Origin of the sequence: Vibrio sp. 1F169, assembly GCF_041439605.1 — a bacterium.
Taxonomy (GTDB): Bacteria; Pseudomonadota; Gammaproteobacteria; order Enterobacterales; family Vibrionaceae; genus Vibrio; species Vibrio tasmaniensis_A.
In genome coordinates, this window is record NZ_JBGOOI010000036.1 from 12081 (window position 1) to 27741 (window position 15661).

At 42.8% G+C, this 15661-nt stretch carries 13 protein-coding genes; 2 read left to right on the forward strand and 11 right to left on the reverse strand.

Features of this window, described 5'->3' with window-relative positions:
• The 11 genes from ACED53_RS14315 to napF all read right to left on the reverse strand — a co-directional run bounded on the left by ACED53_RS14315 (nucleotide 1) and on the right by napF (nucleotide 12957).
• Nucleotides 1-681: a response regulator transcription factor gene (locus tag ACED53_RS14315; RefSeq protein WP_017101830.1), complete on the reverse strand. Its 681-nt coding sequence runs from the start codon at nucleotides 679-681 to the stop codon at nucleotides 1-3.
• Nucleotides 671-3826, reverse strand: coding sequence for an efflux RND transporter permease subunit (locus ACED53_RS14320; RefSeq protein WP_102580018.1), 3156 nt, complete (start codon nucleotides 3824-3826; stop codon nucleotides 671-673). Before ACED53_RS14320 ends, ACED53_RS14315 begins: the two co-directional genes overlap by 11 nt.
• On the reverse strand, nucleotides 3816-5042 hold the full coding sequence (locus ACED53_RS14325; protein ID WP_017101832.1) for an efflux RND transporter periplasmic adaptor subunit: 1227 nt from the start codon (nucleotides 5040-5042) through the stop codon (nucleotides 3816-3818). The genes ACED53_RS14320 and ACED53_RS14325 overlap by 11 nt, the downstream gene beginning before the upstream one ends.
• A 1-nt stretch (nucleotide 5043) precedes the next feature.
• On the reverse strand, nucleotides 5044-6252 hold the full coding sequence (locus ACED53_RS14330) for a TolC family protein (protein WP_017101833.1): 1209 nt from the start codon (nucleotides 6250-6252) through the stop codon (nucleotides 5044-5046).
• Between the two features lie 412 nt (nucleotides 6253-6664).
• Nucleotides 6665-7864, reverse strand: a complete 1200-nt coding sequence (locus ACED53_RS14335) for an HD-GYP domain-containing protein (RefSeq protein ID WP_029225594.1) — start codon at nucleotides 7862-7864, stop codon at nucleotides 6665-6667.
• 451 nt (nucleotides 7865-8315) lie between these two features.
• Nucleotides 8316-8453 carry a TIGR02808 family protein gene (locus tag ACED53_RS14340; RefSeq protein WP_009845457.1) on the reverse strand — a complete coding sequence of 46 codons (138 nt, stop codon included), beginning with the start codon at nucleotides 8451-8453 and terminating at the stop codon, nucleotides 8316-8318.
• An 11-nt stretch (nucleotides 8454-8464) separates the two neighbouring features.
• Nucleotides 8465-9046: a NapC/NirT family cytochrome c gene (locus tag ACED53_RS14345; protein ID WP_009845456.1), complete on the reverse strand. Its 582-nt coding sequence runs from the start codon at nucleotides 9044-9046 to the stop codon at nucleotides 8465-8467.
• Nucleotides 9047-9075: 29 nt separating this feature from the next.
• Nucleotides 9076-9537: a nitrate reductase cytochrome c-type subunit gene (locus ACED53_RS14350; protein ID WP_009845455.1), complete on the reverse strand. Its 462-nt coding sequence runs from the start codon at nucleotides 9535-9537 to the stop codon at nucleotides 9076-9078.
• A gap of 125 nt (nucleotides 9538-9662) precedes the next feature.
• Nucleotides 9663-12152, reverse strand: coding sequence for a periplasmic nitrate reductase subunit alpha (gene napA / locus ACED53_RS14355; RefSeq protein ID WP_009845454.1), 2490 nt, complete (start codon nucleotides 12150-12152; stop codon nucleotides 9663-9665).
• Nucleotides 12149-12454 carry a chaperone NapD gene (locus tag ACED53_RS14360; RefSeq protein ID WP_009845453.1) on the reverse strand — a complete coding sequence of 102 codons (306 nt, stop codon included), beginning with the start codon at nucleotides 12452-12454 and terminating at the stop codon, nucleotides 12149-12151. Before ACED53_RS14360 ends, napA begins: the two co-directional genes overlap by 4 nt.
• Before the next feature lie 23 nt (nucleotides 12455-12477).
• Complete coding sequence (gene napF / locus ACED53_RS14365) at nucleotides 12478-12957, reverse strand: ferredoxin-type protein NapF (RefSeq protein WP_017101835.1); 480 nt, start codon at nucleotides 12955-12957, stop codon at nucleotides 12478-12480.
• A gap of 253 nt (nucleotides 12958-13210) precedes the next feature.
• Between napF and narQ the strand changes: the two genes are divergently transcribed.
• Together narQ and ACED53_RS14375 are read left to right on the forward strand one after the other, a co-directional pair.
• A complete protein-coding gene (gene narQ, locus ACED53_RS14370) occupies nucleotides 13211-14941 on the forward strand; it encodes a nitrate/nitrite two-component system sensor histidine kinase NarQ (RefSeq protein ID WP_017101836.1) in 1731 nt (576 codons plus the stop codon).
• On the forward strand, nucleotides 14928-15560 hold the full coding sequence (locus ACED53_RS14375) for a response regulator (protein WP_017101837.1): 633 nt from the start codon (nucleotides 14928-14930) through the stop codon (nucleotides 15558-15560). The genes narQ and ACED53_RS14375 overlap by 14 nt, the downstream gene beginning before the upstream one ends.
• Nucleotides 15561-15661: the final 101 nt, after the last annotated feature.

The following is a 15661-nucleotide window of genomic DNA, read 5'->3' on the forward strand; positions in this document are numbered from 1 at the left end:
TTACTCTTTTATCCTCAGACCTTGGCCAACGACGGTTTCAATCAACTTAGATTCAAAAGGCTTATCGATTTTTTGTCTCAGTTGATAAACCTGTACTTTTATGTTGTTACTTTCTGGTGCGTCATTTGGCCACAAACACTCCTCTATTTCTCTACGAGTAACCACTTGCGGACTTCGGCGCATGAGGAGTTCTAAAAGCATTAGGTTGAGTCGATTTAAGTCCAAGACTTGCTCTGATCTTGATACTTGCTGGCTTTCTAGGTCATAGACTAAGTCACCTTGTACTAACCTTTTTTGTTGGCTACTTCTTCGCTTAGAGAGCGCCTTGATACGTAAGGCGAGCTCTTTCATTGCAAATGGCTTGATTAAGTAGTCATCAGTGCCAGCATTGAAGCCAGCTTCTTTGTCTTGCAGCGTATCTTTTGCTGTCAGCATCAAAATAGGCGTATCGTCACCGTCGTCTCGAAGTCTTTCACAGACAGTAAAACCATCTATTTTAGGTAACATTAGGTCAAGAAGAATAACGTCATAGTAGTTTTGTTTTGCGAGTGTAAAACCGCTTAACCCGTTGTAAGCATGATCGCATTTGATGTTTTCAAATTCGAGAAACTCTGCAACAGAAGCGGCGAGCTCCTTGTCATCTTCAACTAATAACACGTTGATAGATAAGTTAGATTTCATTTTTCTTAACCCCAGTTAAAGAAGCGGATCTTTGGGTAATTATGTTGTGATACAGCCGCTTGATATCTTGTTGAACCATTAGCAATACGGGTACCAAAAGAAGTGTTATTACCGTTGCGAATAAGATTCCATACCCCATTGACGTAGCTGCTGGTATTAAAAACTGAGCTTGAGGAGAGGTCTCTGACAGTAAGGGCACTAAGCCAAAATACGTGGTTGCAGAAGTCAGCACAATAGCCCTTAAGCGTCCTGTTCCTGATTCAATTAACGCCTCGTACATGGTATCACCACTCATTATCTTGGTATTAAAGCGTGAGATCAGTAAGAGGCTATCATTCACGACGACCCCGGTTAATGCAAGCATTCCAAACAGAGAAAGTATACTGATGGGTATCCCTTGGATTAAGTGTCCCATCAAGGCGCCCACAATACCAAATGGAATTGTGCACATGATCAGCAGTGGCTGGAAATATGAGTTGAGTGGTATTGCAAGCAATGCGTAGATGCCGATAAGAGCGATAGCAAACACGCTATACAGTGAATTAGATATTTGTTCCTGCTCTTGTTGCTGTCCAGAAAGGACAATGTTTAGGTCACGATATTTATTCTGTAATCTTTTAAACAGGTCGCTATCTAGCTTATTAATGATCTCTTCTGGAGAAGCGATCGTTTTATCAACATCAGCTGTTATCACATTGACTCTGTTACGATTCATTCGTTCAATGTTTTTGGACACATATCGAGTCGATATATTGGCTACCGCATTGAGTGGTACTAACTTACCATTGCTCAAGCGAATTTGTGCGTATTTGAGATTATCCAGTGTTTGTCTTTTTGCCCGTGGATACTGAATTTTGACCTTTATTTCATGCGAACCTTTTTGAAATTGCTGCACTTCATAACCTTGATAGGCCATGTTGAGTTGTTGTAAGAGATTCGATGTAGTAAGCCCCATCGTTAACCCCATTTCGTTAACTTTAATATCAATTTGGGCTTGTGTATTCGCGAGGCTACTTTTTATGCCATGCACACCTTGTACATTATTGAGATGATCAGTCAATTCACGAGTTGCGTTGCTGATCGTTGCTTCATTTTGACTTCTTAATTCTATGCTTATGGCTTTATCGCTGATCATATCGGCTAAGAAATTGGCGCTGTCTATGCCTTCAAGTGTTGGGACCATAGATTGCCATTCTTTAGCGATAGCACCCGCGCTGATTGGGCGTTGAGTGTTGCTCGAAAGGCCAACAATGATTTGCGAACTGTTATTGGTGGTTTCTACCAATACACTTTGGATTGGTGGTACAGACAGCGCATATTGCTTCACCAACGAATCATTCAATGATGCCGCCATTTGTTCAACTTTAAGTGTTTCACGTTGTACTAATCCGTAGCCAGTATCATCTTCGAATGCGAGCTCGATCGTGATGAAGTTAGTAGAAATCTCTGGGAAAAATACCGACTTAAGTTTGCCGGTTATTAGCGAGCCGCCAACTAGAATACACAGGGAAAAAAAGCCACAAATTACAGCATAACGGTAGCGTATAGCCAGTTGTAAACAGGGTTTGTAGAGATGCCAAGTGATGTATTTGAAACCACGTAGAACACGCTGTTGAATATAGTGCCATACAGCAGGAATACCCCATGCTGAAGTCGGTTCCATTTTGACTCGGGCAAGGTGAGCTGGGAGAATTAATTTGGACTCAATGAGTGAGAAAATCAGACAGAAAGTTGCAGCCATGGCAAATTGCGCAAAGATTTTACCGAGTTCCCCTTCGATTAAGCTGAGAGACATAAAAGCGACGATGGTCGTCAACACACCAAATGTGGTTGGTGTTGCAACTTTTTGCGTGCCAGCGATGGTCGACTCAACGGAAGCTCCGTGTTTCTCTCTTTGTTCGTAAATACTTTCACCAATGACGACTGCATCATCAACAACAATTCCGAGGGCCATGATGAAGCCAAAGGTGGTTAATTCATTAAGGGTGAGTCCAAAGAAAGAATCTCCCATAAGGACCATTGCACCGGCAAACGTAACAGGTAGGCCAACGGCAACCCAGAAAGCCACACGTATGTTTAAGAGCAGAGCCAGTAAAATAACAACGAGAGCGATACCTTGAGCACTGTTCTTAAGTAGCAAAGATAAACGGTTTTTAATCGGCTCACTTTGATCATTCCATTGGGTCAGGTGGATACCGTTCGGCAGAGTCAATTGGTAAGCATCAACGATGGATTTGGTCTCTTGGGCTAGCTGGTTGATGTTTGATTGACCATACATTTTCACCTTTAATCCTACTGATGGATGGCCGTTATAACGAGTAATGATGCCGTCGTCGTCAAATCCTAATTCAATATGTGCCACGTCGGACAAGAGTATGGTTTGCCCTGTTGCTGTGCGTTTAATTGGCAGCGAAGCGAACTCTTTCGCGCTTCGGTGTTGCTGGTCCGCTTTAAGAACTAACGTCCCTTGAGAACCTTTGAGCTGGCCGGCCGTTTGGGTTAATGATTCTGCTCTAATTTGGCTGACGATTTGCTCCATCGTAAGACTGAAAGCTTGCAATTTGGCCTCGTCAATTTCAATCGAGACCTGCTGAGATTTTCGGCCAATGTAATCAACCTTTTGTATCAAAGGAGAGTCTAGGAGCTTGTGTCGTAACTCGTCTAAATAACGCTGTAATGCACCGATAGGCACGTCACCAAACAGGTTAATTGAAACTACCTCTTCAAGGTCGGCTTGACGCGTGATCACTGGTTTTTTTGCTTCACTAGGTAAATCGCCAATAGCATCAACCACACTTTTTACATCTTGTTGCAGTTTGTCGAGTGAATAGCCACTCAACTTAGTGATGGTTACCGTTGCACCGTCACTATTTGAACTGCTGTGTATTTGTTTGATGCCTTCTACACCTAACAATGAATCTTCGATTTTTATCGCAATGCTTTCTTCAGCCGAGCGGGCTGAGCCACTTTGATATTCGACACTTACCGTAATATTGGTTGGGGGGAGTGAGGGGAAGCTTTCTACCCGTGATTGGATAACCGAAAAACCACCCGCGACTATGATCAAAACCATTAAAAGATTTGCAGCAACAGGATTGTGAACAAACCATGCGATAACGCCATGAGTTTTTAGGTTATTGTCCATCATTCACCTCTTTAAGTGATTTGTCCCCAGAGGCAGGAGTCGGGAGGCTCCGATTTAATGCGAGTTTTTCCGTGTCGTCTGCGTGAGAGCTATCCGAAAGTGCTAATACTTGCATTCCCTCCACGTAGCTGGACAACGGCTTTACAACCAAAGTGATGTGTTGATTTAGGTTGCCCTGTTCAAAACCAATCGCATCGATATCTTGAAACAGTGATTGAGTCTTGTGACGATGAAGTTGACCTTCTTTGACGTACCAAATATTGCCGTCTGCAGTAATGGAAGAGGATGAAACTACAAAACTATCTGAGTGGCTCTTACCTTGAATGACAACTCTAACAAAGCTCCCGATCAGCAAAGGATCTGGCTGTTGAAGAGGGGAGTCTATTTTTAATATGAGGTTACGCATACGTGTTGATTGTTCCACGAGCAGTGAAAGGTGACTCGCCCGTGCTGCCCATTGTTGCCCTGAATCTAAATCAGATGCTGACTGAATTGTCACCGACAGTGCACTCAAATCGGAGGGGAGCTGTTGCCAGTCGCGTTCTGTGAGCTGAAGATGTACTTCAGCAGTTTCTATGGATTTGATCTGTCCCAACGAGGTTCCGGATGCAACAACACTGCCTGTGGTGACGTTGCTTTGGCTGACAATGGCATCATAAGGAGCATGGATATTCGTGTTATTTAGTTGTTGTTTAGCATCTTCAACTGCTTGTTGTGCGGCGTTTAATCGTGCCTTTGCTGCTTTAAACTGAGGCTCTCGCAAAGCGAGGGGGCTCGGTGCCTCTTCTATACCTGAAGTTTTCCATTCTTTTTGAGCACGTTGATGTTTGCGTTGTTCTTGGAAAAATGAAAGGTGTGCGTTAGCTAGCTCTTTTTCTGCGTTAGCCAGTAGTACTTGGTAACTGGAATCGTCAATGTGAAATAGCAGATTACCTTTAGAGATTTGTTCACCTAGTTGAAATTTTTTTGCTTTTGAAAGAATCACTCCTGAAACCTGGCTCGTGAGCGTTAAAGTTTCTTCTGGAATTACCTGCCCGTAACCTTCAATGGTAGAGCGGTGTTGCCCGGCAGCAATGTCGACTGTGGTGACTTTGATATATTGTCGAGGCTGAGCTTCCAGCGCTAACGTTGTTTCTTCGGGGATTGACTTCATGATGTACATCGCGGTGGCAATGATACTGAGCAAGCCCAAAGCCGTAACAAGTATCTGTTTCATTTTAAACCCCCATTCCTAATGCTAACCCTAAGGTAATTCTGTTTGAGAGCCGAGTACGCTGAGTATTAAGCAACTGGATTTTAGATTGGTAAATAGATTGTTGGGCGATAAGTAGTGCCAAAACGTCACTGGCTCCTTCCTGGTAAAGGTTTTGATAGTTTTTCATACTAGCCTTGGAGAATGTAAAAGCATCTCGATAATGCTGTTCTTGTTGTTTGAGGTAGAACTCTTTGTCTAGTGCATTTCCTACCTCATTGATGGCAACCAATAGTTTCTTTTGGTAATCAACAAAGCTCTCTTCTGCTTGAAGCTGAGCTATTTTGGCTTGGGTTTGTAGTGATGATTGGTCAAGAAGAGGTGCGCTGATCCCCCCAACGAGATTCCACAGGGAAGGATTGTCGATAAGCTGGTTTGGTGTTGAGCCGCTACGATAAACAGAGGCAGACAGCGTGAATTTAGGCAGTAGATCTTTGTAAGCAACTGCCGCGCTTTTGTCGGCGGCGAGCACTTGCTGATAAGCGGCAAGGAGGTCAGGACGTGATCCAATCATTTCTCCGGGAAGACGTAATGGCGGAGCTTCAACTTCTGGGATCGTGAAAATCATTTGGTTAAGCTTGGTGTCGCTCTTACCTCGCAAGGTATTAAGTCCTCTGATTGCGATAAGTTGATCTTGTTCTTTAGCCGCTAAACTCGCTCTTACTCTGGATGTCGCAGCGCGAGCGGTGTCGAGGTCTGCTTGTTCTTTAAACCCATCGAGCACTTGTTCTAGTACAATATTCTCAGTGTTTGAAAGGCTTTGTAGCCAGCGTTGCTCAACCCCTATCACTCTTGCTCTGTAAGCAACATCAAGCCACGTCTCTATTACGCGAGCCGCGAGAGAGTTTTGTGCGTAAACATAATCAAGTTGTGTTGACTGTTGTTTCGCGTTAGCTGCGCTTGCTGTGTCAGCTAAGCGTCCCCAAACATCAAACTCCCAACTTAAATTCAAAGACAGTTTGTGACTGTTCTGAATCTGACTTGTTTTTTGTCTAGAGGCTTGAAAGTCTGTATTTAAAGAAGGTTGAAGGTATTGATCACTTTGAGCCGCTAATAGTTCAGCTTGCTTCAAGCGAAGTGCAGTTTTATGTAGGTCGTGGTTATTGGTGAGGGCTTCTTGAACCAGATCGGCGAGAGCTTGATTGTTGAACAGCGAGAGCAATTGTGTTGACATCGTAGTGTTTACGTATCGTTGAGAGCTTTCCCATTGCTCGGGAATCTGGGTTGTATTGTTCAAACTGGCTTGCGGCGTTGGTGATAGAGAAGCGCAACCCGTGAGATAGGTCAGACTACCCAGTAGTAATAATGCGGATAGGGGGCGGTGTGTGTTCATGCTGTCTTACTCTAAGGTATTTATCTATAGATATACCTAACAGCGAGTAAATTGGAGGTGAAATGAGTGTTTGGTTATTGATTAAAATTGGATATGGATATGGATATGGATATGGGCTAGTAAAGGGTTTATGAAAGAACTTCTGAAAAAATAAAAGCCACTGAAATCAGTGGCTTTCTAGACTTGTCCGTTTTATCTAATCAGGCCATACATGGAATGTGCTGACCTCATACCCCTCGAATAGCAGGCTCTATTAAAAGAAAGGGGTGACATCAATTTCAGCCTTCGTAGGAGAAATTGCTTTTACAATCGTATGCCAGCTGTGTTTTAAATCCACATACTTGACGTCAATGAAACGTTTATTCTTTCGTGAATAGAAGCACTTAACGACAGGCTCAACAGGAGCATCATCATTCGATGACCATACAATTCCAAGATGGCCATTGCTCAGCTCAACGATGGCCCCAATAGGGAAAATACCAATGCAATTAATAAATTTGTACACCAATTGCCGGTCTAAGTGATTAGGTGTCATACCTAACATGATTTTAAACGCTTCCGCTGGGCTCATTCCACGTTTGTAGCAACGGTCAGCCGTCAATGCGTCATAGATATCGACGATACAAGCCATTCGCCCGTGCTGCGGAATTTGCTCGCCACTCAGTCCATTCGGGTAACCTGTACCATCTAATTTTTCATGGTGCATTAAACATACATCACGGCTAATTTGACTTAAGCCTTCGATTTTTTTGATGATAGGTTTAGCAAATACTTGGTGTTGCTTGATGTGAGCGAATTCCTCCTCGGTTAAACGAGAAGGCTTGTGCAAAACATTATCATCGATATGCACTTTACCGACATCATGAATAATTCCACCAATAGCCAATGGCTTTAATCGGTCTTTGCCAAAACCCAAATGCTTGCCAAAAGTGACCAAAAGTGTGGCTACATTAACGGAATGTTCAAGCAAATAGGCATCTTTCTTACGTAATGCAGAAACACATTGCAAGGCATCTGAATTGATCAGTGCTGATTCTATGAGCTCATCCGCCCAACCATCCAATTCATCCGCAACAAACGTATGAGAATCAAATGTTGCAGTAATAATTTTCTGAGCAAGGCCGCGCGCTTCTTTAATAATTCGCTCTGCATTCTTTTGCCTTATTTCTCGAGACGCTAATTTACTTGGAGACGTTTTATTACTCTGTTGTGGCCTATCTGCCGTTTCATCCTCAGGCACGGGATGAAACTCACAACCTTTAGCAGAGAGTTTCTTGTCAACCCAGACATACTTAATGCCTTTATTAACTAATGTATCAATTCCTTTTTTTGAAGACACGCGTCCAGCGTTAGATAAATAAACACGCTCACTTTTCTGAATTGATGTAACAAACATTCCCACAACCAATGTGTTTATGGAAATTTTTACTGAGTCTTTAAGGTCGAACTGCATTAAATTCAATTAAGTGTTGTCAAAAACAGTGTGATTCTAATCCAATTTCGCGACGAATCTAGTCAAATTGTTGATTTATTTACTCAAAACACCTGAAATTAATCGTGAAACACGTGAAATCAATAGCAAAACACATGAAATTAAAAACAAAAGGCCGAAATGTCACAGAGTTATGCTTCGATCTTAGCGATATTGTTTACAACGGTTAAGTGGCAGTGGTGTAGTAATAAGCGTTCTTTTCTAATCGAAGTGTCTATCTAAAGGGCTCTGTAGAAAGGTACTTTGTATTGTGGATGTGACTTAAGAGGTGAGGTAGGGAGGTTGCCACCTATTAATAAAAAGATAAAACGTTAGATATTAAAAAAGCCACTGAAATCAGTGGCTTTTTAGAGTCAACCCATATCAGAATGGATTAAAATTAGCTGATAAAAGTTGACGTACTCTTCGATTTCTAATCGATTTCTTTGTCTTTAGTCATAGATAAAAGCCAAAGAGATACGGCTGCAACACCTGCAAAGCCACCAAGAATGATAACTGGCATAGCGCTGTAACCTAGGATGTGCCAAATTACGTTCTCTAAAGTACTCATTCAATCGCTCCTTATTGCCAGCCTTCAACGCCGTGCATGTCTGGTAGTTTGTGTGCGATACCTTTGTGACAGTCTACACACGTTTTTTCACCAGAAGCTAGCGCTGTCGAGTGTTGTTTCGCACTACGAGGGCTCTGCTCTGAGAAGTCCATGTAATCGAACTGGTGACAGTTACGACACTCAAGTGAATCATTCTTTTTCAATCGAGCCCATTCGCGTTCTGCTAAGTGAGCACGACGTGCTTTGAACTTTTCTTCAGTATTGATGGTTTTCGCAATAAAGTGTGCGTATAGCTCTTTAGAAGCCTGAACCTTACGAACAATTTTATCTGTCCACTCATGAGGTACGTGACAGTCTGAACAGATAGCACGAACACCAGAACGGTTAGAGTAGTGAATTGTTTCTTGGATTTCAGCAACGATAGGTGCGTGACAACCAGAACAGAACTCTTCCGTATTGGTTGCTTCCATACCCGTGTTGAATGCACCCCAGAACAAAAGACCACCCGAGAAACCCAAGAACAAAACAACGCCTACCGCTGCTTTACTTGGTGTCGCGAGTCTTTTCCAAAACGCTTTAAGTAATTTTATCATATATAGCCTCTCTTACAGTCCGGCTACGATTAACGCAGTGAATCTACAGGTTTGAACTCGTTCTCAACTAGCGGTTTAGCATTAGCTTGAGGTACGTGACACTGTAGACAGAAGTAACGACGAGGTGAAACATCAGCAAGTACCGCATCTTCGCGGTTCATGTAGTGAGTTACACTCACTTTAGTTGCACCCATTTCTTTTGCGTTTTTCCAGCTATGACAAGCAAGACACTTGTTAGCGTTAAGAGACACTTCATAGCTACGAATAGTATGAGGTACTAAAGGTGGTTGGTATACGTAGTCACTCTCAAGTACTTGGTCACGAGGAAACTTTTTGAAGTCATCTGCTGCGCGAGTTGCTTCAAGTTCACTTGCACCACGTAGAGATTCTACGCCACCAATGCCGCCTGGGTTATCCAGCTCAGCTTGAGCTTGAACTGCACCAGCTAGCAAAAGACCAGCTGATAGTAGGGCAGTAATCAGTTTTTTCATGGTTAATTTCTCCGCCTAAAGGCTAATTCTTTGAGTGGACTACTTCTTTCAAAAAGTAACGAAAAAAGTAGTCGCAATATTAAATACGTTAGATCTTGTATCTAGGTTCGAAAAGCGCTTGGCTCTTAAGAAACCTTGGTGATCTTAACTGGACACTTCTTGTAATCCGTCTGCTTAGACAGAGGATCCGTTGCATCCAAGATCAACTTGTTGATCAGAATTCTTGCATCAAAGAATGGTACGAATACCAAGCCTTGTGGTGGACGGTTACGACCACGAGTTTCAACACGAACGCGTACTTCACCACGTTTGTTTTCGATAAGAACTTCATCACCACGGCGAAGGCCACGAGCTTTAGCGTCAGCAGGGTGGATGTAACAAAGTGCATCCGGTACTGCTTTGTAAAGTTCTGGTACACGACGAGTCATAGTACCTGTGTGCCAGTGCTCAAGAACACGACCTGTACATAGCCACATGTCGTATTCGTCGCTTGGCACTTCTGGTGGTGCTTCGTAAGGAGCATTGATGATAAGAGCTTTACCATCTGGTTTACCGTAGAAATCCCAACCAGAACCTTTCTTAGCGTATGGATCTGAACCTTCTTTAAAGCGCCACAGTGTTTCTTTACCGTCAACAACAGGCCAACGTAGGCCACGGACTTTGTGGTAAGTGTCGTAAGGTGCTAAATCGTGACCGTGATCGCGACCAAAGGCTGCGTATTCTTCGAATAGACCTTTTTGAACGTAGAAACCTTGAGCTTGAGCATCGTCGTTAAGCTCTTGTGCTTCAGACAGTGGGAATGCATCAACGTTGCCGTTTTTGTACAGCACGTCGTACATCGTTTTACCACGATACTCAGGTGCTTTAGCTAGAAGCTCTTCGCCCCAAACTTCTTCAACAGTGAAGCGTTTAGAGAACTCCATGATTTGCCATAGGTCAGACTTTGCTTCACCTACGGTTTTAACTTGTTGGTACCATGCTTGTGTACGACGCTCAGCGTTACCGTAAGCACCTTCTTTTTCAATCCACATTGCTGTTGGAAGGATAAGGTCAGAAGCTTGCGCTGTTGCTGTTGGGTACGGGTCAGAACATACAATGAAGTTGTCTGGGTTACGGTAACCTGGTAGACGTTCAGTGTTGATGTTTGGACCAGCTTGCATGTTGTTGTTACACATTACCCAGTACGCGTTGATCGTACCATCTTTTAACGCACGGTCTTGCGCAACAGCGTGTTTACCCGGTTTAGGTGGGATAGTGCCTTCTGGAAGCTTCCAGATGTCTTCTGCAATCTTACGGTGTTTAGGGTTAGCAACCACCATATCTGCCGGTAGACGGTGAGAGAACGTACCTACTTCACGAGCTGTACCACATGCAGATGGTTGGCCAGTAAGTGAGAATGGGCTGTTACCTGGAGTAGAAATCTTACCTGTAAGAAGGTGGATGTTGTACACAAGGCTGTTCATCCATACACCACGAGTATGTTGGTTCATACCCATAGTCCAAAGTGACATTACTTTGATGTTTGGATCTGCGTATTGCTTAGCCAGCTTGATAAGGTCATCTTGAGATACACCTGACATTTCAGATGCTTTTTCAACGGTGTATTCAGCAACAGAAGCTTTGTAGTCTTCGAAGCTGATATCAGTCATTTTACCTGAGTTAGGGTTCGCAGCGGCTTTCTGTAGTGGGTCATTGTCACGAAGGCCGTAACCGATGTCTGTTGTTGCTTGCTTGAAGTTCGTGTGTTTGTTCACGAATTCCCAGTTCACCGCATCGTTTTGAATGATGTAGTTAGCAATGAAGTTAGCAATCGCAAGATCTGATTGAGGTTCGAAGATGTAACCTGTGTCTGCAAGCTCGAAAGAACGGTGGTAGTAAGTAGACAGTACGTTTACTTTAACGTGTGGGTGGCTTAGACGACGGTCTGTAATACGAGTCCATAGTACTGGGTGCATTTCTGCCATGTTTGAACCCCACAGTACGAATGCATCTGCGTGTTCAAAGTCATCGTAACAACCCATTGGCTCATCGATACCGAAAGTACGCATGAATGCACCTACCGCAGATGCCATACAGTGACGAGCATTTGGATCGATGTTGTTTGAACGGAAGCCCGCTTTCATCAGCTTAACCGCTGCGTAGCCTTCCATTACTGTCCACTGGCCTGAACCGAACATACCAACGCCTGTTGGACCGTTCTTCTTCAGAGCGGCTTTCCATTTCTCAGCCATTACGTCGAAAGCTTTGTCCCAAGATACTGGTGCAAAATCACCATCTTTGTGGAACTCACCATCTTTCATACGAAGAAGAGGCTGTTCAAGACGGTCTTTACCGTACATGATTTTTGAAAGGAAGTAGCCTTTAATACAGTTAAGGCCTTTGTTTACCGGTGCTTCTGGGTCGCCTTGAGTCGCGACCACTTTACCGTTTTGAGTACCAACTAGTACCGAACAGCCCGTACCACAAAAACGACAAGGCGCTTTATCCCACGTGATTTTTGTTTGATCAGAGCTAGCAATCAGGTTGGTTGCTGTTGCTGGTAGAGTTACACCTGCAACGGCTGCCGCTGATGCAGCTGCGTTTGCTTTCACAAACGCGCGTCTTGTCATTTTCATACTTCACCCTCAAGTTGAGAATTGTTGCTTCCAGTTTCTAAATCCGTTTCGTCTAGTCCAGTCTCGATTTGGTGATAAACCAAAGCTGTCCCTAAAACGTTCGTAATATTATTAATTTCTTCGATGGTGTCCGTAACAAAACCTTGGTTCTCGGTTTCTAGGACCACGATGATTTTGCCTTCAGGGCTACTGCCGTAGATTTCCGCATTATCGTATTGCTCGATTTGTGCTTTGATCTCGTCTAGATGCTCTGGGCTCACATGCACGACTAAACTTGATATATGCACTTCATTTAGTGCCATAAATTGCTCTCGTTATTTTTGTTTTATGCATTACTCACAAGAATAGCCGAAGTAGGGCAAACTGCTACGCAGGCTCCACAACCGCTACACTCATCTAACTCGATTTTTGGTAGAGCAACACTGCCTGCTCTAAGTTGAAATTGAATCGCCATAGGTTCACACATGTCACCACAGCTTCGGCATTCAACATTTTGTTGGGCCAAGCACTTATCAGAGATAGTTGCTTTTGCCAGCCAAGGCGTTTCTTCCTTGGGTTTAAAAATTGGCTCTGGACAAACGTCTGCACATTGATAACAGAATGTACATTCGTCTTTTGAGAAGTCGACAGTAGGAAAACCACCGTCGCCGACAATGATGATGTGTGTCTCGCAACTTTCGATGCATTTACCACAACGTGTACAATCATCTGCGAAGCTTTCTAGACTTTTAATCCAAGGCAATCGAATCTGGCTTGAATCTACTTTGCGCCTAGAAAATAGGCGGCGTCTCGATAGGTCTACCACTAAATGCCTACTAATGTTGCTAAGATGTTGTAATTGTAGATCATTGTTTCGTTAATATCTTGTCATTTATCCTCACAAGTAGTGTAGTTTTAGAAATATTTGTATAAATACCCCTTAAGGGCTAAATAGGATCCTATATTGTCTTAGATCAATAAATTATGAAGCGTTTGGTCACATATTGAATGGAGCTCTGTTTTTTGATGTGTGACAATAGGTTCCCGATAGCCAATTTTATACCTTCAGGATATTAACCTTGCTTATTAAACCTGTTTCATCTGTGACGAGTACAATAGCTAAATCATTGTTATTTATATTGCTCCTTTCAGTTGCCACCACCGGTTTTGCTATTTTTACATTGGCGTCCAGCCTTAATGATGCCGAGGCGGTTAATGTGGCTGGCTCGATGCGCATGCAAAGCTACCGTTTAGCGCATGATATTCAAATAGAATCAGTGGATTACGATTCTCATATTCGTGAATTTGAAAATTCCCTTTATTCCACATCGATGACTAATTTGGTGAGTTGGGAAGTGCCAACTGATATTACAAATGATTATTATTTAATAATTGGCCGTTGGCATGAATTGAAGCAGGTCTTAAATAGCGAAGATAGAAAACACTACCTGGTACTTGTTGAAAATTTTGTTATTGAAATCGACCGCTTTGTTTTTAAGTTACAAGAATTTTCAGAAAATAAATTAATTAAATTGGCATGGGCTGGTGGTATAGGTCTAGGTGGAATACTCGTCATATCTCTTTTTGTTGTTCATTTTGTACGTAAACAAGTTGTTAAGCCTCTACACGCTCTCGTTAGAGCTAGCCAGAGAATAAAAAATAGTGATTTCGAGGTTAAGTTGGAGGTTACCAACAATAATGAACTGGGCATTTTGACCAAAACATTTAACTCGATGGCGAAAGATTTAGGCGTGCTGTATCGAAACCTTGAAGATGTTGTCGATGCCAAGACGGTTGAGTTACAAAATGCCAACCAATCATTGCAAGCACTCTATTATTCTTCTCAAGAACTCACGGTAACGCGTGTTGCACCGGAAAATTTCCGAGCTATTTTGCAGCACTTGGTCAGCCTAGAAGGGATTGAATCGCTAAGGTTAGAAATAGTCGATAATTCGGGACGTTCTTTGATTATGGATGAAGGTTACGACCCGACTTGCGATTATGAAAAGTTTGAAATGAAACTGGATGATAACGAGCTTGTTTTGGGCTATCTGTATTGCTCATATCATCATGGTCATTCAACTAAGACGCTAATTGAGAGTTTTATTCAACTGTTATCGAGAGCTATCTACTATAATCGCGCTCAAAAGAAAGCTGAGCAGCTTATTATTATGGAAGAGCGAGCGACGATTGCGCGTGAACTGCATGATTCATTGGCCCAATCGCTGTCGTATTTAAAAATCCAAGTGACATTGTTAAAGCGTGTTATTGGTAAACTTCCGGAGCACAAACATCGAGAGCAGTCAGAGCAGATAGCATCTGAGCTAGGGAATGGATTAGCGGGTGCTTATACTCAATTGAGAGAGCTACTCACCACATTTAGGTTATCCATCAAAGAGGGTAGCTTTGGAGATGCTTTGAGCACCATGCTAGAGCAACTCAGTGAAAGAACCGATGCGAAGATTAAATTAACTAATAACCTTTCATCGCTCGAGCTTGATGCACACAGTCAGGTTCACTTGCTTCAATTGATTCGTGAAGCAACAATAAACGCAATAAAACACGCCAATGCCGACTTGATAGATGTATGCTGTATCGATGAGGACGGACAAGTATTAGTCGTGATTAAAGATAATGGAGAAGGCTTTGACCCAAGTAGTTCGAAGATGAACCACTACGGAATGAGTATTATGCAGGAGCGTGCGGCAAGACTGAATGGTGACTTAACGATTGAAGCGGCTCAAGGTGAGGGCTGTACAGTCATATTGAAATATAAAAGTTTAAAGGAAGTTAAAGTTGACGATTTGTAAAGTAATGTTGGTTGATGATCATCCATTGATGCGCAGAGGTATAAGCCAATTACTGAGCTTTGAAGATGAATTTGAAGTGATTGCAGAAGCAAGTAACGGTACTGAAGCGGTCGCACTTGCCCATGAAGAAGAACCTGATTTGATCCTATTGGATCTGAATATGAAAGGAATGTCTGGGCTAGATACCTTGAAAGCACTTCGAACTGATGGTTCAAGCGCTAACATCGTTATTTTAACGGTTTCTGATAGCCCTGCGGATATCGAAGCGATTGTTAAAGCGGGCGCTGATGGTTACTTACTGAAAGATACTGAACCCGATGAGCTGATTGAACTGCTTAAGCAAGCACATAGCGGCGATAAGGCATACAGCACTGTGGTAGCTCGCTATTTGAATGATGCTGACAGTCGAAATGATATCTTCGACCAATTGACTGAACGTGAAATGCAAATTCTTCAAGAAGTCGCGAAAGGTTACCGTAACAAGCAGATCGCCGATCACCTGTTTATTTCTGAATCGACAGTTAAGGTACATATGAAGAGTTTGTTGAAAAAGTTGCAAGTGCCTTCTCGTACCGCAGCAACCGTTCTTTATTTAGAACGTTATGGTGACATGAAGTAGGGCTTGTTCTTTTTAAGTAATACTATTTAAAGCCGTGCTGTTTCAATCCCTTGTGACATTTTTAGTGTCATGCTCCAATAGATAGAGTTTTGAATTCTCTA

What these genes read in the sequence shown, in the direction of transcription:
- ACED53_RS14350 (WP_009845455.1), bottom strand. Translation starts at nt 9,537, where the DNA reads ATGAAAAAACTGATTACTGCCCTACTATCAGCTGGTCTTTTGCTAGCT.
- ACED53_RS14335 (WP_029225594.1), bottom strand. Translation starts at nt 7,864, where the DNA reads ATGCAGTTCGACCTTAAAGACTCAGTAAAAATTTCCATAAACACATTG.
- ACED53_RS14330 (WP_017101833.1), bottom strand. Translation starts at nt 6,252, where the DNA reads ATGTCAACACAATTGCTCTCGCTGTTCAACAATCAAGCTCTCGCCGAT.
- ACED53_RS14315 (WP_017101830.1), bottom strand. Translation starts at nt 681, where the DNA reads ATGAAATCTAACTTATCTATCAACGTGTTATTAGTTGAAGATGACAAG.
- ACED53_RS14345 (WP_009845456.1), bottom strand. Translation starts at nt 9,046, where the DNA reads ATGATAAAATTACTTAAAGCGTTTTGGAAAAGACTCGCGACACCAAGT.
- ACED53_RS14325 (WP_017101832.1), bottom strand. Translation starts at nt 5,042, where the DNA reads ATGAAACAGATACTTGTTACGGCTTTGGGCTTGCTCAGTATCATTGCC.
- napA (WP_009845454.1), bottom strand. Translation starts at nt 12,152, where the DNA reads ATGAAAATGACAAGACGCGCGTTTGTGAAAGCAAACGCAGCTGCATCA.
- ACED53_RS14320 (WP_102580018.1), bottom strand. Translation starts at nt 3,826, where the DNA reads ATGGACAATAACCTAAAAACTCATGGCGTTATCGCATGGTTTGTTCAC.
- ACED53_RS14340 (WP_009845457.1), bottom strand. Translation starts at nt 8,453, where the DNA reads ATGAGTACTTTAGAGAACGTAATTTGGCACATCCTAGGTTACAGCGCT.
- ACED53_RS14360 (WP_009845453.1), bottom strand. Translation starts at nt 12,454, where the DNA reads ATGGCACTAAATGAAGTGCATATATCAAGTTTAGTCGTGCATGTGAGC.